The following is a 22,668-nucleotide window of genomic DNA, read 5'->3' on the forward strand; positions in this document are numbered from 1 at the left end:
TAAATAGGAATTGTTCGCATTTGCGCCTTGCTTGCGATCTTTGTCTCCAAATAGATACAAGAATGACAACGGGCGGACCATCGTCCGCCCCTCGCGCGTCGTGGAGGCCAGCCAGCCGTTACGCCGCAAAGCCCCCGTCCACATTGAGGCTGGCGCCGGTGACGAAGCTCGATTCCGGCCCGGCCAGGTAGCCGACCATGCTGGCGATCTCGTCCGGATGGGCGTGGCGCGGCAGCGCCATCAGCCCGTGCAGCGACGTGGCGAAATCGGAGTTTTCCGGGTTCATGTCGGTGTTCACGGGCCCCGGCTGCACGTTGTTGACCGTGATGCCGCGCGGGCCCAGGTCGCGCGCCATGCCCTGCACCAGCCCCTTCAACGCCGACTTGCTCATCGCGTACGCCGCGCCGCCGGCGAACGGCATGCGGTCCGCATTGGTGCTGCCGACGTTGATGATCCGGCCGCCTTCGCCCATGTGGGACAGCGCCGCCTTGCTGGCCACGAACACGGCGCGCACGTTGACGGCCACGGTCTTGTCGAAGTCTTCCAGCGCGAAGGTGTCCACCGGGCCCAGGTACAGCACGCCGGCGTTGTTGACGAGGATGTCGATGCGGCCGAAGTCGATCGCGGCGTCGTTGACGGCGCGGGTCAGCGCGGCGGCGTCGGCCGCGTCGGCGGCATAGGCCCGGGCCCGGCCGCCGGCGGCCTCGATGGCGGCCACCAGTTCCTGCGCGGCGGCGCCCGAGCTCTGGTACGTGAAGGCCACGGCGGCGCCGTCGCGGGCCAGCCGGCGGACGATGGCCGCGCCAATGCCGCGTGCGCCGCCGGTGACGAAAGCTACCTTGTTGGTGAGAGGGGTGGTCATGATCGGCTCCTTGGGATGTCAGTGAAGGTGAACCGAGTATGGGCGGCGCACTCCGTTGCCGGTAGGCGGAAATCCCGATCAACTTCTTCAACCATTGGTATAAGATGCGGCGCCATGGAAGCCCTGAACCTGCTCGAATCGTTTGTCCAGAGCGCCGAGACCGGCAGCTTTTCGGCCGCCGCCCGGCGCCTGGGCCTGACCCCGGCCGCCGTCAGCAAGAACGTGGCCCGGCTGGAGCAGCACCTGGGGCTGCGCCTGTTCCAGCGCAGCACGCGCAAGCTCACGCTGACGCTGGGCGGCGAGCAGTTCCTGCGGCAGGTGGCCCACCCGTATTCGACGCTGCGCGACGCGTTTGCCAGCGCCGCGCAGGACGACGGCAAGCCGGCCGGCGTGCTGCGGGTGAGCATGGGCGTGGCGTTCGGCCGCGAATACCTGGTGCCGCTGCTGGGCGACTTCCTGGCGCGCTACCCGGCCATCGTCCCGGACTGGCACTTCGACAACCGCGCGGTCGACCTGATCGCCGGCGGCTTCGATGCCGCCATCGGCGGCGGCATCGAGCTGACCGAGGGCGTGGTGGCGCGCCAGTTGGCACGCACTCACATCGTCGCCACGGCCGCGCCGTCGTACCTGCGCGGCCGCCCGCTGCCGCGCCACCCGTCCGACCTGGCCGCGTTCGACGGCATCGCCCGCCGCTCGGCGTCCACCGGCCGCCTGCGGGCCTACAGCCTGCGCAACCAGGTGGGCGAGGACGCGCTGGCCGAACCGCGCACGCGGCTGATCTTCGACGACCCCGAGGCCATGGCCCACGCCGCCATGCAGGGGCTGGGCGTGGCGCTGCTGCCGATGCCCCACGCGGCGCCGTGGCTGGAAACCGGGGCGCTGGTGCGGCTGTTGCCGGGCTGGTGTGCAGACAACGGCCCGCTCACGCTCTACTATCCCAACCGCAAGCTCCTGCCGCCCAAGACGCGCGTGTTCATCGACTTCGTCGTCGACGCTTTTGAGAATCGGGGCCTTGCGCGCAGGTTCGATGGACGCTGAACTGTCGTTTCATGAAGCACCCCGACCGGGAGGGCTGTATGGCAACCGCAGTGCGCAGGAGCATGCCGCTCCATCTCCATGTCTGGCTATGGTTCGCCTCGCTGGTGCTGCTGCTGGGCGCGCTGATCTCCGGCATCCAGTACACGATGACCAAGGCGACGCTGGAACGCTCGGTGGCCGACACCACGCAGCGGATCAGCCGCGAGACGCTGGAGGAAGTGGACAACCTGATGCGGCCGGCCCAGATGGCCGTCAAGCTGGTCAGCCACAGCGCGCTGGCCGATGCGCCCACCGTCGCGCAGCGCATGGCGCGCGTGGCGCTGGTGCGCGACGCGCTGGAGACGTCGCCGGTGCTGCAGTCGCTGTACATCGGCTACGAGGATGGCAGCTTCTTCTTCGTGCGGCCCGTCCGTGACGACCGCGAGCGAGCCACCTACGGCGCCCCGGGCCATACCGCCTTCCTGATCCAGAGCGTGGACCGCGAGGCCGGCGCGCCGCGCGGCCGCTACTTCTACCTCGACGCCGACCTGCGCGTGACCGGCGAGGCGCCGGCGCCGGACCTGGCCACGCGCTTCGACCCGCGCCAGCGCCCGTGGTACCGGCAGGCGATGGCGTCTGGCGCGCTGGTGCGCACGGACCCCTACCTGTTCTATTCGGACCGCGAGTCCGGCGCCACGCTGGCCCTGCCCACCGGATCGCGCCGGGCCGTGGTGGGCGGCGATTTCCGGCTCGATGCGCTGGGCCAGTTGCTGAACCACGAGACCGTGACGCCGCGCGCGGTGCTAGCGTTGCTGGACCCGCAGGGCCGGCTCGTGGCGATCAACCGCCGGCCGCCCGATTCCGCCTCGGCGCCCGACACCATGGAGGCCCATCCGCTCGGCAATCCGCAGGACTACGGGCTGGCGGTGCTGACGCGGCTGGCGGCGAGCACGGTGTCGCGGCCGCCGGCCGCCGGGCCATCTGCTGGCCCGGCCGGCGGCCCCGAAAGCATCGGGCTGGAGCATGCCGATGACGAGGACTGGTACACGTCGATCGACCGGCTGAACCCGGGCGCCAGCGACTCGCTGGTGCTGGTGTCGGCCATCCCGCAGTCGGAACTGCTGCACGAGCCCCGGCGGCAGGCGGCACTCGGCATGGCCGTGACGGGGCTGGTGCTGTTGCTGGCGTTGCCGCTGGTCTGGCTGGTGGCGCGCAGCGTCTCGCGGCCGCTGGCGTCGCTGGCCACCGAGGCCGACGCCGTGCGCCGCTTCGATTTCGTCCGCCCGGTTTCGGTCCGCTCGCGCATTACCGAGGTCAATGCGCTGGCCGGCACGATGGACGAGATGCGGGCCACGATCCAGCGCATGCTCCATGTCACGCAGGCGGTTTCGGCCGAGCATCGGCTGGAGACGCTGCTGCCGCTGCTGCTGCGCGAGACACTGCGCGCCGCCGGCGGCCAGGCCGGCGCGCTGTACCTGGCGGAGCCGGGCGACGGCCTGCGGCCCGTGGTCGGCTTTGACCGGCAGGGCCAGGACGTGACCGCGCAAATGGGCGAGCCGCTGCCCCGCGATGCGCTGCCGCTGGCACGCTCGGCCGTGCGCGAGGGCCGGGCGCTGGCCGGCCATCTGGGCAGCCAGGACGTGCGCGGCGCCCGGCTGGACGTGCTGGGCGGGCCGGCGCCGATGCACGGCGCCGTGATCCCGCTGATCAACCGCCAGCAGGCGCTGCTGGGCGTGGTGCTGGTGCTGCGCGACACGCCGATGGAGGCGGCCCAGTTGGCGTTTGTCAGCACGATGGCGAGCCTGTCGGCCGGCGCGATCGAGGTCGGCGAGCTGACCACGGCCCAGCGCGACCTGTTCGACGCGTTCATCCGCCTGCTGGCCGGCGCCATCGACGCCCGCAGCCCGCACACGGGCAGCCACTGCGCGCGCGTGCCCGAGCTGACCAAGATGCTGGCCCGGGCCGCCTGCGACGCGACGGACGGCCCGTACCGGTCGTTCCAGCTTACCGAGGCGCAATGGGAGGCGCTGCACGTGGCGGCGTGGCTGCACGACTGCGGCAAGGTCACCACGCCCGACGACGTCATCGACAAGGCCACCAAGCTTGAGGCCCGCTACGACCGCATCCACGAGGTGCGCATGCGCTTCGAGGTGCTGAAGCGCGACGCGGAGATTGCCTGCCTGGAGGCCGTGGCCAATGGCGAGGACCCGGCGCAGGCCCGGGCGCGCCGTGACGCGGCGCTGCGCGGGCTGGACGACGACTTTGCGTTCGTGGCGGCCTGCAACATCGGCGGCGAGCAGATGGACGCGGCGGACCAGACGCGCCTGCGCGAGATTGGCGCGCGCACCTGGCGGCGCACGCTGGACGACCGGCTCGGCATCTCGCAGGAGGAACTGGCGCGCCGGCGCGGCCGGCCCGCCGCGCCACTGCCGGCGGACGAGCCGCTGCTGGCGGACCGGCCCGAGCACATCATCGAGCGTGGGCCGCGCGACCGCATCGCCGCGGACAACCCGTGGGGCTTCCGGCTGACCATGCCGCCGCACCTGTACGACCGCGGCGAGCTGCACAGCCTGACGGTGGCGCGCGGCACGCTGACGCCGGAGGAACGGTTCAAGATCGAGGACCACATCGTGCAGACGCAGATCATGCTGTCGAAGCTGCCGTTCCCCAAGCACCTGCGCGAGGTGCCGGAGATTGCGGGCGGGCACCACGAGCGCATGGACGGCACCGGCTACCCGCGCGGGCTGACCCGCGACCAGATGAGCCCGCTGGCACGGATGATGGGCATCGCCGACATCTTCGAGGCGCTGACGGCGGCCGACCGGCCGTACAAGAAGGCCAAGACGCTGTCGGAGGCCATCGCCATCATGACGCGGCTGCGCGACCAGCAGCATATCGACGCCGAACTGTTCGACCTGTTCCTGGGCGCGGGCATCCACCGGACCTATGCCGCGCGCTACATGGACCCGGCGCTGATCGACGACGCCTGATCGACGCCGCCTGACGCGCGGGGCGGCGTGGACTATGCTGGGGAGGTTCGAGACGCGGCATCACAGGGGCGACCATGAGCGTGGAAAAGATCGAAATTCCCGGCAGCCAGGGCGGCACGCTGGCCGGGCGGATGGAATGGCCGGACGGCCCGGTGCGCGCGCACGCGCTGTTCGCGCACTGCTTCACCTGCGGCAAGGACAGCCTGGCCGCGTCGCGCATCGCGCGGGCGCTGACCGCGCAGGGCATTGCCGTGCTGCGTTTCGACTTCACCGGCATCGGCGCCAGCGAGGGCGATTTCGCCAGCACCAACTTCTCGTCGAACCTGGCCGACCTGGAGGCCGTGGCGCAGTTCATGCGCGCGCGCGGGCAGGCCCCGGCGCTGCTGATCGGTCATAGCCTGGGCGGCGCCGCCGTGCTGGGCGTGGCGCGGCGGCTGCCCGAGGTGCGGGCGGTGGCCACGATTGCGGCGCCCAGCGAGCCGTCCCATGTGCTCGGGCTGCTTGGCGACAACGTCACGCGCATCCGCGAGGCCGGCGAGCTGGAGGTGAAGCTGGCGGGCCGGCCGTTCCGCATCGCGCGGCAGTTCCTCGACGACCTGTCGGGCCACGCGCTGCTGGACGAGGTGGCCCGGCTCGGCAAGCCGCTGCTGGTGCTGCAATCGCCCATCGACGATACGGTGGAGCCCGAGAACGGCAGCGCGATCTTTGCGGCCGCCGCGCAGCCCAAGAGCTTCGTGTCGCTGGACGGGGCCGACCACCTGCTGCAGAACCGCGCGGCCGCCGCCTATGCCGCGAGCATGATTGCCGCTTGGTCGCAGCACTACCTGCCGACGCTGGCCGAGGACGTGCAGGCCGAGATTCCGGAGCCGGGCGTGGTCGTGGTGGCCGAGCGCCACCGGGGCCGCTACCAGCAGACCGTGCGCGTGGGGCGCCACGAACTCGTGGCCGACGAGCCCGCGACGCTCGGCGGCGACGATGCCGGGCCGAATCCGTACGAATGGCTGCTGGCGGCGCTGGGCGCGTGTACGTCGATGACGCTGCGGATGTACGCGGAACGCAAGGCGCTGCCGCTGGAGCACGTGGCCGTGCAGTTGCGCCACGAGAAGGTTCATGCCGAGGATTGCGCCACCTGCGAGACCAAGGTCGGCAAGGTCGACCGGATCGAGCGGCGCATTGCAATCCGCGGCGAGCTGACCGCCGAGCAGCGGGCGTCGCTGATGGCCATCGCCGACAAATGCCCGGTCCATCGCACGCTGGAATCGGAAATCATCATCGACATGCAGCCGGGCTAGGCTAGCCGGTCTGCAGCACGCGCCGGCGGGCGGCGTCGAAGGCGGCGCCCTCGGCCACGAGCCATGCTTCCACCTCGGCCACCTGCGCGGTCTGCCCGTGCGCGCAGACAAAGTGGTAGGCGGCCACGCTCGGCGCGTGGATGCCCCACAGGTCCACCAGCCGGCCCGATTCCAGGTCTTCCAGGATCAGCGCGGAGCGGCCCATCGCCACGCCCTGGCCGGCCAGCGCGGCATTGATGGCCAGTTGCGACAGGTTGAAGCGCTGCCCCTCGGCCGCGTCGGGCAGGTCAACGCCCGCATGGCGCAGCCAGCCCTGCCATTCCTCGAACTCGCCGGCGCCGTCCCATGGCGTCACGTCGTGCAGCAGCATGGCGCCGCGCAGGCCGTCCGGCGTGCGCAGTTCGGGGTGCGCGGCCAGATAGGCCGGGCTGGCCACCGGGATCAGCCATTCGTCGAGAAAGCGGTGCGCCTTCAGGTCGGGATAGCCGCCGGGGTCGAAACGCACGGCCGCCTCGGTGCCGTCGCGCATCATCCGCGAGCGGTCCAGCGCGTGGAATTCGCCATAGACGCGCAGCCCGATGTCGGGATGCTGCCGGAAGAAGCCGCCCAGCCGTGGCGTGAGCCAGACCATGGCGAACGACGGCGAGCACGACAGCGCGATGGGCTGCTTCTCGCGCGGCCGGCGCAGTTGCGTGAGCGTGCCTTCGATGGCCTGGAACGACTCGCGCAGCACAAAGCGCAGCCGCTCGCCCTCGGGCGTCAGCACCAGCGCGCGGGGCGTGCGCAGGAACAGCGGCCGGTCCAGCCATTGTTCCAGCTGCTTGACCTGCTGGCTGACCGCGCCCTGGGTCACGCAAAGCTCGGCGGCGGCCTGGGTGAAGTTGCAATGCCGCGCCGCCGCCTCAAAACAGCGCAGCCATCCCAATAATGATGCAGAAAGCGTGTTGGCCATTAGTCAGACTAATGCTTGGATCAGTACAAATGGTTTGTCACACCCGCGTAATGGGACAAGAATGGGATCACCCCTTCCGAAGACAGAGTTGCCATGTCAAGCGATGTAACCGCCGACGTATCGGCATTTACCCCTAGTCTGCTCGCCGACCTGCAGGCTGGCCGGCCCGTGTTCTGGGCCAATCCGGCGCGCAGTGCGGCGCCCGCGATACAGACGTCGGTGGACGGGCGTGCCATTAGTCTAGCTGATGTGCGCGCCGCCCAGGCCCGCTTCGTACGGTTTGCGCCGCTGCTGGCGCGGCTGTTCCCCGAACTGCAGGACAGCGCCGGGCGCATCGAGTCGCCGCTGCTGCCCGCCCCGGCGATGCAGCAGGCGCTGGGCCTGCCGGCGTCGGCCGGCGCGCTGTGGATCAAGGCCGACCACAGCCTGCCCGTGGCCGGGTCGATCAAGGCACGTGGCGGCATCCACGAGGTACTGGAATTTGCCGAGTCGCTGGCGCTGGAACACGGGCTGGTCACGCTCGACGCCGACTACGCCGTCCTGGCCGATGCCCCGGCGCGCGCGCTGTTCGGCCGCTACCAGGTGGCCGTGGGCTCCACGGGCAACCTGGGCCTGAGCATCGGCGTGATGGCCTCGGCGCTGGGCTTCCGCGCGGCGGTCCACATGTCGTCCGATGCCAAGGCGTGGAAGAAGGACCGCCTGCGCAAGCGCGGCGTGCAGGTGGTGGAGCACACGGGCGATTACGCCGCCGCCGTGGCCGCCGGCCGGCGCGAGGCCGATGCCGACCCGTACGCCTACTTTGTCGACGACGAGCGCTCGCTGTCGCTGATGCTCGGCTACAGCGCCGCGGCGCTGCATCTGGCCGACCAGTTGGCCGCCGCCGGCGTGCAGGTCGACGCTGCCCACCCGCTGTGCGTCTACCTGCCATGTGGCGTGGGCGGCGCGCCGGCCGGCATCGCGTTCGGCCTGCGCCAGCTTTACGGGCCGCACGTCCACGCGTTCTTCGCGGAGCCCACCCAGTCGCCGTGCTTCCTCGTCGAAATGGTGGCACCCGGTGCGTCGGTCTATGACATCGGCCTGACCAACCGCACCGAGGCCGATGGCCTGGCCGTGCCGCAGGCATCGGAGCTGGCGGCCCAGGCCATGCGCCCGATGCTGGGCGGCGTCTACACGGTGGCCGACGACACGCTGTTCGCAGACCTGCACCGCGTGCGCGAGACCCAGGACCTGCGCATCGAACCGTCTGCGGCGGCCGGTTTCAGCGGCCCGCACATGCTGACCGGCACCGACGCCGGCCGCGCCTACCTGCGGCAGCACCACCTGGACAGCGCAATGCCCGGCGTCACGCACCTCGTGTGGACCACCGGCGGCCTGTTCGTTCCTCCCGAGGAATACGCGCGCTTTGCCGAACGCGGCGCGGCGCTGGCGGCCACCCAGCCGGCCTGACCTCTTCCTTTCGATTGCATCGTTGCGGAGCTTCACCATGAACCGATCGTCCCTCCCCATCGCCCACGCCGTCGTTGCCGGCGTCCTGGCTGCCGGCGCCTCGCTGGCGTGCGCGCAAGGTTTTCCGACCAAGCCGATCCAGCTTGTCATCCCGTTCCCGCCCGGCGGCGCCACCGACGTCATCGGGCGCCTGGTGGGCAAGAAGCTTGGCGACAAGCTGGGCCAGCCGGTCGTGATCGACAACCGGCCCGGCGCCGGCACCATCGTCGGCGCCAGCTTCGTGGCCAAGGCCGCGCCGGACGGCTACACGCTGCTGGCCAGCTCGGGCACCACGTTCACGGTCAACCCGGCCATCCACGCCAAGCTGCCGTACGACCCGGTCAAGAGCTTCGAGCCGATCGGGTTTGCCGGCCGCACGGGCCTGATCCTGCTGGCCAACAAGGACCAGCCGGTCAGCAACCTCAAGCAGCTCGTGGCCGCCGCCAAGGCGCAGCCGGGCAAGTATTCGTACGGGTCGTTCGGTACCGGCACCACGGCACAGTTCGCGGGCGAGATGCTGTTCAACCTGGCCGGCGTGAAACTGCTGCACGTGCCGTACAAGGGCAGCGCCCCGGCCATGACCGACCTGATCGGCGGACAGATCCCGTTCTCGGTGGACACCGTGGCCGCCGCCATTCCGCAGGTGAAGTCGGGCAAGGTCAAGGCCATCGCGGTGACCACCGCCAAGCGGTCCACGCTGCTGCCCGATGTGCCGACCGCGGCCGAGGCCGGCTACCCGGGCATCGACGCCGACACGTGGCTGGCGCTGGTGGCGCCGCGCGGCCTGCCGGCCGACGTGAAGCAGAAGCTGGAAAAGGCGCTGGCCGAGGTCATGGCCGATCCCGACACGCGCAAGCAGCTCACGCAGGCCGGCTTCGAACCGGTGGAAGGCAACGGCGCGGCCGTGTCGGCGCTGATCAACAAGGAACTGCCGCTGATGCGCGCCACCGCGCAGCGCGCCAGCATTACTGCAGAATAATGGCCCAGCCATACCGGAGACAGTCGTGAACGACGCCCAGAAGACGCTGGTGGCGCGCCCCGCCACCGAATTGCGCCGCATGATCGGCAGCAAGGAAATCTCGCCGGTCGAGCTGCTCGACGCGTGCATCGCCCAGATCGAGCGGGTCAACCCGTTCCTGAACGCGGTGACGGCCACCTGCTTCGACCGGGCCCGCGACGAAGCCCGCGCCGCCGAGCGCGCCGTGCTGGACGGCCAGCCGCTGGGGCTGCTGCACGGGCTGCCGCTCGGCGTGAAGGACCTGGAGGCCACGGCCGGCCTGCTGACCACCTACGGGTCGCCGCTGTACCGCGACAACGTGCCCGCCGAGGACAACGTGCTGGTGGCGCGCCTGCGCGCGGCCGGCGCCATCGTGGCCGGCAAGACCAACATCCCGGAGATGGGCGCCGGCGCCAACTCGCGCAACGACGTCTGGGGCGCCACGGGCAACCCGTTCAACCCGAACCTCAATGCGGGCGGGTCGTCGGGCGGCTCGGCCGCGGCGCTGGCGGCCGACCTGCTGCCCGTGTGCACGGGGTCCGATACCGGCGGCTCGCTGCGCATCCCGGCCGCCAAGTGCGGCGTGGTGGGCTTCCGGCCGTCGCCGGGCGTGGTGCCCAGTTCGCGCAAGCTGCTGGGCTGGACGCCGATCTCGGTGGTCGGGCCGATGGGCCGCACCGTGGCCGACGCCTGCCTGCAGCTTGCCGCGTCGGCCGGCGTGTCGGCCGGCGATCCGCTGACCTACCCGCTGGACCCGCTGTCGTTCCTGACCCCGGCGGCGGTGGACCTGGGCAGCCTGCGCGTGGCCTACACCGAGGACTTTGGCTGCTGCGACGTGGACGACGGCATCCGCCGCACGTTCCGCGAGAAGATCGACGCCATGCGGCACCTGTTCCGCACCTGCGACGCCATCGACGTGGACCTGGGCGAGGCGCACCGCTGCTTCGACGTGCTGCGCGCGGAAAGCTTCGTGGCCGGCATGCGCGACGCCTACGAGCGCGACCCGTCGCAACTGGGGCCGAACACGCGCGCCAACTTCGAGATGGGCGCTCGGATGTCGCTGCTGGACAGCGCCTGGGCGCAGGCCGAGCAGACGCGCATCCTGCAGCGGTTCCAGCAGCTGTACCGCGACTACGACGTGATCCTGTCGCCGACCACGCCGGTGTCGCCGTTCCCGTGGACGTCGCTGTACGCGGAATCGATCAACGGCGTGCGGCAGGAGAACTACTACCGCTGGCTGTCGCTGACGTACGTGGTCACGCTGGCCACGCACCCGGCACTGTCCCTGCCATGCGGCCGCGACCGCCAGGGCATGCCGTTCGGCCTGCAGGTCGTGGGCGGCTTCCGCAAGGACCACGAGACGCTGGGCATCTCCCACGCGATGGAACAGGCCTTCGCGGCCATCCCGTCCCTGCGCCGCCCGCTGCCCGACCTCGACGCGCTGAAACCGGCCGAACCGGCGCTGACGTCGATCGTCACCGCCCCGCCGGTGCTGGACGCCAAAGTGAAGCAGGGCAGGGAGGCGTCGGCGGTGTAACGCCGGCGCGCGTCCATCCCGCTTGGTTGCTCCCCTCTCCCGCCTGCGGGAGAGGGGCTGGGGGAGAGGGCCAGCGGTTCAAATGGCGACCATCGCGTCTTGCATTGCCTGCCCTCACCCCCGACCCCTCTCCCGCGCGCGGGAGAGGGGAGCACACCACCGCCACACCTCCCTCCGCCTGCCCACCTCCCCACTCACCACTCACCACCCACCACCCACCACCCGCCACCCGCCACCCGCCACCCCCAATTCCATCCCACGGAATTACCCCGCTGCATTCCGCCTCCGCCCGGCCTAACCTCCTGTCATACCAGAACAGAGACAGGAGACCCCCTTGGCAACCTTTGCACTGCGCGCCGCGCGCCAACTGCTGGCGCTGGCGCTTCCGCTGGCCGTGATGGCCGGCGCACCGGCCCACGCCGCCTTCCCCGACAAGCCGATCCGCATCGTCGTGCCGTTCTCGCCCGGTGGCGGCACGGACCTGATTGCCCGTGCGATGGGCGTGGCGATGGCGCAGGACCTGGGCCAGCCCGTGGTGGTCGACAACAAGCCCGGTGGCGGCACGATCATCGGCACCGACAACGTTGCCAAGAGCGCGCCGGACGGCTACACGCTCGTGATGGCCACGTTCGCGCATGCGATCAATCCGAGCCTGCAGCCGAAGCTGCCCTACGACACCGACAAGGCGTTCACGCCGGTGATGCTGGTGGGCCGCTCGCCCAACGTGCTCGTGGTGCGCGCCGACAGCCCGTACAAGACCGTGCGCGACGTGATCGCGGCGGCCAAGGGCAAGCCCGGTGGCCTGTCGTTCGCGTCGCAGGGGCCGGGCACGTCGGCGCACCTGGCGGGCGAGCTGTTCAAGCGGCTGGCCGGCGTGGACCTGAACCACATCCCGTACAAGGGTGCCGGCCCGGCCATCACCGACCTGCTGGGCGGCCAGGTGGACCTGATGTTCGCCACGGCGTCGGCCGTCGCCAACCTGCTGGAAACCGGCAAGCTGCGCGCGCTGGGCGTGACCACGGCGCAGCGGTCGCCCAGCCCCGACCTGTCCAAGGTGCCGACCATCGCCGAAAGCGGCGTACCCGGCTACGTGGCCGAAAGCTGGTACGGCCTGTTCGCTCCGGCCGGCACCCCGGCGCCCGTGGTGGCGCGCCTGAACGCCGCCGCGCGCAAGGCCGTCACGGCCGACGCATTCCGCAAGCGGGCCGAAGCCGAAGGGCTGATCGTCACCCCCGGCACGCCTGACGAACTGGGCCGCTACGTCCGCGCCGAAGAGGCGCGCTGGGGCAAGGTCGTCAAGGACGCCCGCATCGGCGTCAACTGACCGCGCGCCGCACACCCCCGAATCCATCCGCAATGCATTGACCCGATCATGACCGCATACACCCTGATCCAGCTCGACCAGCGCGACGGCATCGCCGTGCTGACCCTGAACCGACCCGACAAGCGCAACGCCATCAGCGACGACATGCGCACCGAACTGATCGATGCGCTGGAGCGCGTGACGGCCGACCGTGCCGTGCGCGCGCTGGTGCTGACCGGCAGCGGCAAGGGCTTCTGCGCCGGTGGCGACGTGGCCGGCATGCAGCGCCGCATGGACGCGCCGCCGGGCGAAGTGGGTTTCAACGGCTGGTCGCGCCAGCAGCGCGTGCACCACTCCGTGGCGCTGCTGCATGACATGCCCAAGCCCGTCATCGCCGCCGTCAATGGCGGGGCCAACGGCCTGGGCGCCGACCTGGCGATGGCCTGCGATCTCGTGATCGCCGCGCCGGCGGCCAGCTTCACGTGGTCGTATATCCATCGCGGCCTGATCCCGGACGGCGGCGGCATGTACTTCCTGCCGCGCCGCGTCGGGCTGGCGCAGGCCAAGCAGTTGATCTTCGGCGGCCGCAAGGTGGAGGCGGCCGAGGCGCTGCAACTGGGCATCGCCGACCGGCTCAGCGCGTCGGGCGATTCGCTCGTCGACGAGGCCGTGGCCTGGGCGGCCGAGATGTCGCAGGGCTCGGCCACGGCGCTGGCGCTGGGCAAGTCGATCCTGAACCAGACCTTCGAGCTGACGGCCGACCAGGTTTTTGCGCAGGGCAGCCAGGCGCAGGGCATCTGCTACACCAGCAGCGCGCATCGCGAATCGGTGCTGGCGTTCCTGGCCAAGACCGCCAGCAAGGGTTGAACATGATGGCCGCACAGTCTTCCGCCGGCGCCATCGCCCGGCTCGTCAAACCGCGCAGCGTGGCCGTGATCGGCGCGTCGGCGGACCCCACCAAGATCGCCGGGCGCCCGGTGTCGTACCTGACGCGCCACGGCTTTGCCGGCGCGATCTACCCGGTTAATCCGAAGGTCGACACGATCGACGGCATCCGCTGCTATCCGGACATCGGCTCGCTGCCCGAGGTGCCCGACGTGGGCATCGTGCTGCTGGGCGCCGAGCGCGCGCACCAGGCCGTGCGCGAACTGGCCGCGCGCGGCACCGGCGCCGCCATCGTGCTGGCCAGCGGCTACACGGAGACCGGCGACGCCGGCGCGCGGCGCCAGGCCGAGCTGATCGAGGCCGCCGGCAGCATGCGCCTGCTGGGGCCGAACACGATCGGGCTGGTCAACCTGACCGACAACATCCCGCTGTCGGCCAGCGGCGCGCTGGCGATGGACCACTTTCCGGCCGGCAGCATCGGCGTGGTGTCGCAGAGCGGCGGCATCCTGGGCGCGCTGCTGTCGCGCGCGGCGGCGCGCGGCATCGGGCTGTCCAAGCTGGTGTCCACCAGCAACGAGGCCGACCTGGAGCTGGCCGACTTCATCGACTACCTGGCCGACGACCCAGCCACGCGCGTGATTGCGCTCTACGTGGAAAGCGTGCGCAACGTCGAGCGCTTTCGTGCGGCGGCGCTGAAGGCGGCGGCGGCCGGCAAGCCCGTGGTGGCGTTCAAGATCGGCCGCTCCGAGGCCGGCGCGCGCGCTGCGGTGTCGCACACGGGCGCCATGGCCGGCGCCGACCGCATGTACGACGCGCTGTTCCGGCAGGTCGGCGTGATCCGCGCGCAGACGTTCTCGGACCTGATCGACATCCCGGCCGCGCTGGCCACGGGCCGCGTGCTGCACGGCAACCGCATCGCGGTGCTGACGTCCACCGGCGGCGCCGGGACGCTGGTGTCCGACAGCCTGGGCGTGTCGGGCTTCGAGACCCCCGCGCCCGACCCGCAGACCGCCGCCCGCCTGCGCGCGCTGCAAACGGGCGACCACGCCGCGCTGGACCGCAATCCGATCGACGTGACGCTGGCCGGCCTGCAGCCCGACCTGCTGCGCGGCGCCATCCGCGCGCTGCTGGCCAGCCCCAGCTACGACGCGGTGACGATCATCGTCGGCTCATCCGGGCTGGCCATGCCGGACCTGATGGCCGACGCGATCAACGACTGCCTGCCCGAGAGCGACAAGCCGGTACTGGCCTACGTCAGCCCGCACGCGCCGCAGGTGGCGGCCGTGCTGAACCAGCGCGGCGTGCCGGCCTTCAGCGCGCCCGAAAGCTGCGCGGTGGCGTTTGCCGCGATGCTGGCGGCGGGCCAGCCGCCCCAGGCCGCCGCCGATGCCGAACCGGTGCCCGCCGCCGCCACGCCCGGCGACCTGCCGCAAGGCCCGCTCGACGAACACGCCGCCAAGCAACTGTTCGCGCGGTTCGGCGTGCCGGTCGTGCGCGAGACCGTGGTGGCGGACGAGGCCGGCGCAGAGGCCGCCGCGCGCACGCTGGGCGAGCGCGTGGTGCTGAAGATCCTGTCCGCGTCGATCACGCACAAGAGCGACGTCGGCGGCGTGGCGGTGAACGTGGCGCCGGACGCCATCGGCACGCGGCTGGCCGCCATGCGTGACGCCGTGCGGCAGCACACGGGCCATGCGCCCACGCGCTTCCTGGTGCAGGAAATGGTCGGCGGCGGCGTGGAGCTGATCCTTGGCACGCACCGCGATGCGCTCGGCACGGCCATCCTGCTGGGCATGGGCGGCGTGACGGCCGAACTGTTCCAGGACACCACGCTGCGGCTGCTGTCCGCGTCGGGCGCGCTGTCGCGGGCCGAGGCGCTGTCGATGGTGCGCGCGCTGAAGACGTGGCCGCTGCTTGACGGCTATCGCGGCCGCCCGAAGGCCGACGTGGACGCGCTGGTCGATGCTATCGTGGCGTTTTCGCGGATGGCGGCCGCATTGGGGCCGCGTCTGGTGGAGGCCGAGATCAACCCGATCTTCGTGCTGCCGGCGGGCCAGGGAGTGCGCGCGGCGGACGGCGTGGCGGTGATCGGCCCATGACAGCAAGCACAGGGGAGTGCCCACGATGACCGAACCCGCCGCCGCCACAGCGGTACCGATCGACACCGATGCCAGCCGCGACGCCGCGGCGTTCGTCGACCAACTGGCGCGGCAGGCGGACGTCCATGTGACCGATGCGCTGGGCTGCCGCATGGTCTGGCGCCGCTTTGGCGCCGGGCCGCACCTGCTGCTGGTGCACGGCGGCCACGGTAGCTGGCTGCACTGGGCGCACAACATCGCGGCGCTGGCGCGGCGGCATACGGTCTGGGTGCCGGACCTGCCCGGCTACGGCGCGTCCGGCGATCCCGGCGACGGCACGCTGCGCACGCTGGTGGACACCGTGGCGGCCGGCTTTGCGCAACTGCCCGTGGACGGGCCGGTCGACATCGCCGGGTTCTCGTTCGGCGGCCTGACCGCCGCGAATCTGGCCAGCGTGCTGCCGGCGGTGCGCCGCCTGGCGCTGCTGGGGCCGGGCGGCCACGGCGGCGTGCGCCGGCAGGCCATCGACTTGGTCGACTGGCGCCGCGCGCCGGACGCGGCGGCGCTGGCCGACGCGATGCGCCACAACATCGCCGCGTTCATGATTGCCGACGCGCGCCGCATCGACGCGCTGGCCGTGCTGGCCTACACCGAGTCCTGCCGCCACGCGCGCTTTCGCAGCAAGCAGATTTCCCGCGCGGGCGGGCTGGCCGAGGCGCTGGACCGTTTCGGCGGCCCGGTGCTGGTCATCTACGGCGAGCACGATGTCACGGCCGATCCGCCGGCCGTGCTGGCCGCGCTGGTCGACGGCCGTGCGGATCGGCAGGGCGCGATCGTCGCGGGCGCGGGCCACTGGGTCCAGTACGAGGCGCCCGATGCCGTGCATGCGCGGCTGGACGACTGGCTGGCGGGCGGCGGCATCGACCGTGGACGCCGGTGACGCCCGGCGCCGGGCGCGCGGCCGCCCGGCCAATGCGCAGTCCAGCCGATCGCTGGAGCGCGGCATCGAGATCCTGCGCGCGTTCCGGCCGGGATCGGAGGTGCTGGGCAACGGCGAACTGGCCGAGCGCACCGGGCTGGCGCGCTCGACGGTCAGCCGCCTGACGCAGAGCCTGGTCGACATGGGATTCCTGCAGTACGACGCGGCGCTGCGCGCCTACCGGCTGGGCGTGCCCGTGCTGAGCCTGGCGCATGCGATGCGCAGCGGGTCGACGGTGCTGCAACTGGCGGCGCCGCGCATGCGCGACCTGGCGCAGGCGGCATCGCTGAACGTGGGGCTGGCCATGGCCGACCGCGACGAGATGGTGTACCTGGAATCGATCCGGCATGGCCGCAAGGCGTCGCTGCGCAGCGTGGTGGCGGGGCAGCGGGTGCCGATGGCGCTCACGTCGCTGGGGCGCGCGTGGCTGGCGGTGGCGCCCGAGGCCGACTACGCGGCCCGCATGGCCGATTTCGCGGCGCGCTCGGCGCACTGGCCGGCGCTGCGGCGCGAGATCGACACGGCCGTGGCGCACGTGCGCCGCCACGGCTGGTGCGCGGCAAGCTGGCAGCCCGAGGTGGTGGCCATCGCCACGCCGCTGGCGCTGGAACACTATCCGGTGCACGTGCTGAACGTGAGCGTGTCCACGCGCGCGCCCATTGGCGATGTCACGCGCGAGCTGGCCCCCCGGCTGATGCGGCTGGCCGCCGAGATCGGCGACGCGGTGCAGGCGGCGCAGGCCGGGCCACCGTAATCGCCACTGCGGCCGGCGCCGGCGTCAGGTGATGCGCGTCTGCGTGACCGATACCACCTTGGCCCAGCGCGCAATCTCGCCCTGCAGGAATTGCGTGAACTGGGCCGCGTTGTTGCCAACCGGCTCCAGCCCTTCGCCAGTCAGCCGCTTGCGCGTGGCGGGCGACGCCACGGCCGCTGCGGCGGCGGCTTCCAGCTCCCTGACCGTCTCCGGCGCCATGCCGGCGGGCCCGAGCAGCCCGTACCAGGATCGATAGTCGAAATTCGGGATGGTCTCGGCAATTGGCGCCAGCTTCGGAAAGGCGGGCAGCCGGTTCGGGCTGCTGACGCCAAGCCCCTTGATCTTGCCGGCCTGCAGCAGCGGCTGCACCGTGGCGACGTTGCCCAGCAGCAGGTCGGCCTGGCTGCCGACCACATCGGCCACGGCCGGGCCGGCACCCTTGTACGGCACGCTGACGATGTCGACGCCGGCCTCGTGCTTGAGCATCTCGCCGGCCAGGTGGTTGGCGCTGCCCACGCCCGCCACGGCCAGGCTGATCTTGCCGGGCTTGGCCTTGGCCAGCGCAATCAGCTCGCGCAGGTTGTTGGCTTCCAGCCCGGGCCGCGCCACCAGGATGAGCGGAGAGCTGGCGATCAGCGAGATCGGCGTGAAGTCCTTGATCGGGTCGAACGGCTTCTTGTCGAACAGCGCCGGGTTGATCGCGTGGCTGGTGTAGCTGAGCAGCAGCGTGCCGCCGTCGGGCTCGGCCTTGGACACGGCCACCGCCGCGATGTTACCGGCCGCACCGCCGCGGTTCTCGACGATGAACGGATGCTTGAGCCGCTGCTCCAGATCGGCCGCCAGCGCGCGGGCGACGATGTCGGTGCCGCCGCCCGGCGTGGCACCCACCAGCAGCTTGGTCACCGAGGGCGCGGCGTGTACCAGTTCAGGGGGCAACACCAGCGCTGCCGAAAGCAGCGCCAGGAAGTCGCGTCGTTGCATGGGTTGTCTCCGTTTCTCTTTCGAATCCGGCGCCTCGTCTGGCGGGCGCCGTGCGGGGATGCGGCCGGGGGGCGCCGGCCGCAAGGCTTGGGGTCAGGCCGTGGCGGGCTCCGCCGGGTGTGTTGCCGCGGTGCCCGGCCAGGGCATCAGCGGCATGCCCATCGCCTGCGCCTGGCGCTGCTCGAAGGCGTCGAACGCGGCACTGCGCGCGCTGCCGCGCAGTCCGCCGCGCACTGCGCCGGCGCGGACATCGGTGAAATAGACCGCCCAGTCGTCGGGCAGCGGCTGCGACCCCGGCACCGCCAGCCACAGGCGCAGCAGGTGGCGCTTGCGGTCGAATGCCTCGTAGTCCTCGAAGTTGGTGCGCGAGTGGACGGTCACATAGTTGTTCAGCAACTGCATGTCGCCCTGCTCCAGCTGCATCGAGAAGCACAGCGCGGGGTCGGCCAGCAGCGTGTCGAGCAGGTCCAGCGCCTCGGACTGGGCGGGCGTCAGGCGCGGCACTTCGGGAAAGTCGCGCTGGGCAGCCACCACGTTCTTGCGGTTGATCCGGAACGCGAACGCCGTGGGGTGGCTGCCCAGGATCGGCAGCGGATAGTACGGCGGCTGCGACGGGTCCTGCGCGCCCTGGTAGCTGTAGTAGAACGGCTGCTGCAGCACCGGGATCAGGTCCGGGCGGCGCTGGGCCACGGCATCGCGCAGCGCGATGGAACTGACCACCTTGCTCTCGCCACCGGAGCGGGCCGCGCGGCGGCAGATCAGGCCGACGATGTCGCCCGAGTCGGTATGGAAATCGAGCCCGGCGTTGGTGTTGTAGCCACGGCCGTTGGTGGTCTTGTAGGCGGCGCCCACGTCGCGCACGTCGTTCATGAAGTCGCTGGTGCGGTTCTGGGTGCGGGCCACGCCCATGTGCAGCCCCATGCCCCAGTAGGCCAGGCGGGTGTCGTCCTCGGTCCAGCGGTCCACCGGAAAGCCCTTGACCAGGCACATGCCCCAGCGGCCCTGCGTCATCGCCACGGCCCGGTCCAGCGCCTGGCGCGCGCCGGCATCAAGCGGAAAGTCGTCGCGGGTCATCTCCAGCAGCGGCTTGCCCAGGGCGCGGGCGTGCGCCAGGGCGTGGTCGAAGCTGGCCACCTCGGCATCGGTCAGGCGCAGGATCCAGGAAGTGTCGCGCTGGGCATCGGCGGCGAGCCAGGCTTGGGGGCGTTGTGCGGGCATGGGAATCGTTGTCTCTGTCAGGTTGTGGGCGGGGGCTGTGCAGCCTTGCGCGACGTCGTGAAGCCAGTCTATGCTTGCCCGGCAACAAGAAAAAGTGACGTTGTTTGACGTCCTTCATAAGGATTGCTGATGAAGCTGGAGACCTTCGCCACGCTGGCGGCCGTGATCGAGGAAGGCTCGTTCGCGGCGGCGGCCGCGACGATGCACCTGACGCCGAGCGCGGTCAGCATGCAGATGAAGCAGCTGGAACAGTACCTCGGCCAGCCGCTGTTCGACCGCTCGGGGCTGCAGGTGCGGCCCAACGCGCTGGCCCGCGAGGTAGCCGCCGCGATGGAAGGCGGCCTGCGGCACCTGAACGCGCTGCGCCGCCGCGCCAGCGTGGCCGTGGAGGGCACGGTGCGGCTGGGGGTCATCGAGTCCATGCAGCCGGTGCTGCTGCCCGGCACGCTACGCTACCTGCGCGAGCGCTACCCGCGCCTGACCGTCAAGCCCGTGCGCGGCCGCAGCGCGGGGCTCATCGAAATGGTCAAGGCCGCCCAGCTGGACGCCGCCGTGGTGGCCCGCCCCGAAACGGGCCGGCTTGCGAGCCTGCGCTGGTATCCGGTGGCCACGCGCGAACTGCAACTGATCGCCCCACCCGGCAGCCGTGGCGAATCGGCCGCCGACCTGCTGGCCCGCTACGACTGGATCCGCTACGACAAGGCCACCGTCACCGGTGCCATGGCCGCCCGCCACGTGCACGGCCTGCTGCCCGACAAGCGCAGCGCGATGGAATTCGACAGCGTTACCGCCATCGTCGCGATGGTCAGCGCCGGGCTGGGGGTGTCGGTGGTGCAGTTGATGGACCCGACGGTGATCGACCGCTATCCGGTCCGCCGCATCCGCCTGGGCCCGGACGCGCCCGTGCTGCAGATGTCGCTGGTGCTGCGCAAGGCCGACGAAGACAACCGCCTGCTGCAGGCGCTGCGCGAAGCGGTGACGGCGGCGTTGGGGGTGGGGTAAGGCGTTGGGGAATCATGGTTTGCTTACCTCTCCGGGGTAGGGGAGAGGGCAGGCAGTGCAAGACGCGATGGTCGCCATTTGAACCGCTGGCCCTCACCCCCAGCCCCTCTCCCGCGGCGCGGGAGAGGGGAGCAGGTCATGGTGTGCGGCAAGCTATCGGCCCATCAATCGCATCCGGTTTGCTTCCCTCTCCCGCCTGCGGGAGACGGGTCGGGGGTGAGGGCAGGCAGTGCAAGACGCGATGGTCGCCATTTGAACCGCTGGCCCTCACCCCCGGCCCCTCTCCCGCGCCGCGGGAGAGGGGAGCAGGTCATCGGATTTGGCAAGCTACCGGCATATCAATCGCGGCTGGTTTGCTCCCCTCTCCCGCCTGCGGGAGAGGGGTCGGGGGAGAGGGCAGGCAGTGCAAGACGCGATGGTCGCCATCTGAACCGCTGGCCCTCTCCCCCAGCCCCTCTCCCGCGACGCGGGAGAGGGGAGCAGGTCATGGTGTGCGGCAAGCTACCGGCCCATCAATCGCTGCTGGTTTGCTTCCCTCTCCCGCCTGCGGGAGAGGGGTCGGTGGAGAGGGCAGGCAATGCAAGACGCGATGGTCGCCATTTGAACCGCTGGCCCTCACCCCCAGCCCCTCTCCCGCGTCGCGGGAGAGGGGAGCAGGTCATGGTGTGCGGCAGGCTATCGGCCCATCAATAGCTACTGGTTTGCTCCCCTCTCCCGCCTGCGGGAGAGGGGTCGGGGGTGAGGGCAGGCAGTGCAAGACGCGATGGTCGCCATTTGAACCGCTGGCACCCACCCTCAGCCGTCCTCCCGCCCCATCAGCACCCGCACGCTATCGGCACGTATTTCCGCCAGCGCCACCGCCTGGGGAAACGTTGGCTGGCACAGACGGGTCAGCACGTTGCCTGGGGGCATTTCCACGGCCAGGCGCATGGCGCAGGCGCGGGCCAGGAGCATGGTTTCGTGCCAGCGGACGGGCAGCGCCATGTTGCGGGCCAGGTCTTCGGCGATGCGGGACGGGTCGCGGAGTTCGCGGGCGGCGCTGGCGCTGAAGTAGCGTAGCGACGGGCGTGCAAGCGCGATGCCGTCGAAGGCCCGGCGCAAGGCCTGGGCCGGTTCGTCGAGTAGCGGGCAGTGCGACGGTACGGCAATCGCCACGCGTTGCGCGGTGCGGGCGCCGGCGTTCAGGGCCAGCGTGGCGACGCGGTCCATGGCGGCGTCCGATCCGGCGATGACGAGTTGACCTTCGGCGTTGTAGTTGGCGATATAGACCGGCATGTCGGGCGCGTGGACTTGCGCGACGCTGGCGGCCAGCGCGCGCTCGTCGAGCCCCAGGATCGCCGTCATGCCGTAGCCGCCGGGATAGGCGGTTTCCATCAGCCGGCCGCGCAGCGCCACGAGCCGTACGGCATCGGCGAACGGCAGCACGCCGGCCGTGACCGCCGCCGCGTAGGCGCCGATCGACAGCCCGGCCACGGCGTGCGCGGGCGGGCCGTCTGCCAGCAGCGCCCGGGCGCTCGCCACGCCCGCGACCAGCAGGCATAGCTGCACTGATACCGTCGAGGCCAGGTGCGCGGCGTCGTCGTGGGCCAGGATGTCGGCGCCCAGCGCGTCGCTGGCTTCGGCCAGCGTGCGGGCCACCGCCGGCGCGTCCGGCAGCGCGTGCAGCATGCCGGGACGCTGCGCGCCCTGGCCCGGAAACGTCAGCAGGGTTGGCATGGCGGCTGCCACGGGTCGTCGCAGAGCACCGGGCCGGTGTCGGTCTTCAGCAGCACGCGGCCCTGCGTGCGCAGCCGCTCGCGCAGCGCGAACGCGCCGTGTGGCGTGGCGATCTGGATATCGAGCCGCACGTCATCCCGCTCGACCAGCGCCTGCAGCGCGGCCAGCACGTCGGGCGCTGGCGGTTGCGGGCAATGGATCAGCAGGTCGATGTCGCTGCCGGCGTGCAGCACGTCGATGCCGGACGCCAGCGTGAAGCCGACCGCGCCGGTCACGCCCCAGTGGTGGGGCAGCGCGGCGAGCCGGCTGGCGATGGGGTCCAGCGCATGCAGCGCGGGGATGTCGTCGCGGCGCGGATGCAGGCGCCAGAAGCCTTCGCGTGCGATGTCGAACGGCGACACCACGGTGGCGCACTGGGCGGCATCGATCCACGTGGCATGGCGCTGCGCGCGCACGCGGCCGCGGATGCCCACCGGGATGCGGCCCGTGCCGTCGCGGTCGCGCCGCACCACGAGCGGGGCCTGCGCCAGCCAGTCCGCATCGGCCCAGTCCGGCACGTCCCCGGCCGCGATGAACGCGGCGGGGTCGCGCAGCCAGACCAGGTCGTGCGGCTGCGGGCGCAT

18 protein-coding genes are annotated in these 22,668 nt (G+C 71.4%); 12 read left to right on the forward strand and 6 right to left on the reverse strand.

What is annotated here, in order from left to right:
- Positions 1-118 precede the first annotated feature (118 nt).
- Positions 119-862 carry an SDR family oxidoreductase gene (locus tag QTN24_RS19515; RefSeq protein WP_124685567.1) on the reverse strand — a complete coding sequence of 248 codons (744 nt, stop codon included), beginning with the start codon at positions 860-862 and terminating at the stop codon, positions 119-121.
- A 114-nt stretch (positions 863-976) separates the two neighbouring features.
- Here QTN24_RS19515 and QTN24_RS19520 point away from each other — a divergent pair, with 114 nt between their 5' ends.
- From QTN24_RS19520 to QTN24_RS19530, 3 genes are all read left to right on the forward strand, one after another.
- Positions 977-1,900, forward strand: coding sequence for a LysR family transcriptional regulator (locus QTN24_RS19520; protein ID WP_313839116.1), 924 nt, complete (start codon positions 977-979; stop codon positions 1,898-1,900).
- A 62-nt stretch (positions 1,901-1,962) separates the two neighbouring features.
- A complete protein-coding gene (locus QTN24_RS19525) occupies positions 1,963-4,869 on the forward strand; it encodes an HD domain-containing phosphohydrolase (RefSeq protein ID WP_313839118.1) in 2,907 nt (968 codons plus the stop codon).
- A gap of 74 nt (positions 4,870-4,943) precedes the next feature.
- The gene (locus QTN24_RS19530) at positions 4,944-6,161 is read left to right on the forward strand and encodes an alpha/beta fold hydrolase (RefSeq protein ID WP_313839120.1); all 1,218 of its coding nucleotides are present in this window, start codon (positions 4,944-4,946) and stop codon (positions 6,159-6,161) included.
- Position 6,162: 1 nt separating this feature from the next.
- Here the strand turns inward: QTN24_RS19530 and QTN24_RS19535 are convergent, their stop codons facing one another.
- Entirely contained in the window at positions 6,163-7,113 is a 951-nt protein-coding gene (locus QTN24_RS19535) for a LysR substrate-binding domain-containing protein (protein ID WP_124685563.1), read from the reverse strand.
- A 93-nt stretch (positions 7,114-7,206) separates the two neighbouring features.
- Between QTN24_RS19535 and QTN24_RS19540 the strand changes: the two genes are divergently transcribed.
- The 8 genes from QTN24_RS19540 (at position 7,207) to QTN24_RS19575 (ending at position 17,128) form a co-directional block, all read left to right on the forward strand.
- Complete coding sequence (locus QTN24_RS19540; protein WP_313839122.1) at positions 7,207-8,559, forward strand: D-serine ammonia-lyase; 1,353 nt, start codon at positions 7,207-7,209, stop codon at positions 8,557-8,559.
- A gap of 37 nt (positions 8,560-8,596) precedes the next feature.
- The gene (locus tag QTN24_RS19545; protein ID WP_124685561.1) at positions 8,597-9,577 is read left to right on the forward strand and encodes a Bug family tripartite tricarboxylate transporter substrate binding protein; all 981 of its coding nucleotides are present in this window, start codon (positions 8,597-8,599) and stop codon (positions 9,575-9,577) included.
- A gap of 79 nt (positions 9,578-9,656) precedes the next feature.
- Positions 9,657-11,132: an amidase gene (locus QTN24_RS19550; RefSeq protein ID WP_313839213.1), complete on the forward strand. Its 1,476-nt coding sequence runs from the start codon at positions 9,657-9,659 to the stop codon at positions 11,130-11,132.
- Positions 11,133-11,466: 334 nt separating this feature from the next.
- Complete coding sequence (locus QTN24_RS19555) at positions 11,467-12,456, forward strand: tripartite tricarboxylate transporter substrate binding protein (RefSeq protein WP_409559056.1); 990 nt, start codon at positions 11,467-11,469, stop codon at positions 12,454-12,456.
- A 48-nt stretch (positions 12,457-12,504) separates the two neighbouring features.
- Positions 12,505-13,302, forward strand: coding sequence for an enoyl-CoA hydratase/isomerase family protein (locus QTN24_RS19560; protein ID WP_124685560.1), 798 nt, complete (start codon positions 12,505-12,507; stop codon positions 13,300-13,302).
- Between the two features lie 2 nt (positions 13,303-13,304).
- The gene (locus QTN24_RS19565; RefSeq protein WP_313839125.1) at positions 13,305-15,416 is read left to right on the forward strand and encodes an acetate--CoA ligase family protein; all 2,112 of its coding nucleotides are present in this window, start codon (positions 13,305-13,307) and stop codon (positions 15,414-15,416) included.
- Positions 15,417-15,441: 25 nt separating this feature from the next.
- Positions 15,442-16,335 carry an alpha/beta fold hydrolase gene (locus QTN24_RS19570; protein ID WP_313839127.1) on the forward strand — a complete coding sequence of 298 codons (894 nt, stop codon included), beginning with the start codon at positions 15,442-15,444 and terminating at the stop codon, positions 16,333-16,335.
- Complete coding sequence (locus QTN24_RS19575) at positions 16,322-17,128, forward strand: IclR family transcriptional regulator (protein WP_313839128.1); 807 nt, start codon at positions 16,322-16,324, stop codon at positions 17,126-17,128. Before QTN24_RS19570 ends, QTN24_RS19575 begins: the two co-directional genes overlap by 14 nt.
- 24 nt (positions 17,129-17,152) lie before the next feature.
- Here QTN24_RS19575 and QTN24_RS19580 read toward each other — a convergent pair whose 3' ends face one another.
- Positions 17,153-18,109, reverse strand: coding sequence for a tripartite tricarboxylate transporter substrate binding protein (locus QTN24_RS19580; protein WP_313839129.1), 957 nt, complete (start codon positions 18,107-18,109; stop codon positions 17,153-17,155).
- 93 nt (positions 18,110-18,202) lie between these two features.
- On the reverse strand, positions 18,203-19,327 hold the full coding sequence (locus tag QTN24_RS19585; RefSeq protein WP_313839130.1) for a TauD/TfdA family dioxygenase: 1,125 nt from the start codon (positions 19,325-19,327) through the stop codon (positions 18,203-18,205).
- 129 nt (positions 19,328-19,456) lie between these two features.
- Between QTN24_RS19585 and QTN24_RS19590 the strand changes: the two genes are divergently transcribed.
- Positions 19,457-20,329, forward strand: a complete 873-nt coding sequence (locus QTN24_RS19590; protein WP_313839132.1) for a LysR family transcriptional regulator — start codon at positions 19,457-19,459, stop codon at positions 20,327-20,329.
- Positions 20,330-21,124: 795 nt separating this feature from the next.
- On the opposite strand, the gene mdcH is transcribed toward QTN24_RS19590, so the two are convergent.
- On the reverse strand, positions 21,125-22,045 hold the full coding sequence (gene mdcH / locus QTN24_RS19595) for a malonate decarboxylase subunit epsilon (protein WP_313839134.1): 921 nt from the start codon (positions 22,043-22,045) through the stop codon (positions 21,125-21,127).
- The gene (locus QTN24_RS19600; protein ID WP_313839136.1) at positions 22,030-22,668 is read right to left on the reverse strand and encodes a malonate decarboxylase holo-ACP synthase; all 639 of its coding nucleotides are present in this window, start codon (positions 22,666-22,668) and stop codon (positions 22,030-22,032) included. Before QTN24_RS19600 ends, mdcH begins: the two co-directional genes overlap by 16 nt.

It is taken from the genome of Cupriavidus sp. SZY C1 (genome assembly GCF_032190535.1).
In the GTDB taxonomy this organism is placed as follows: Bacteria; Pseudomonadota; Gammaproteobacteria; order Burkholderiales; family Burkholderiaceae; genus Cupriavidus; species Cupriavidus pauculus_C.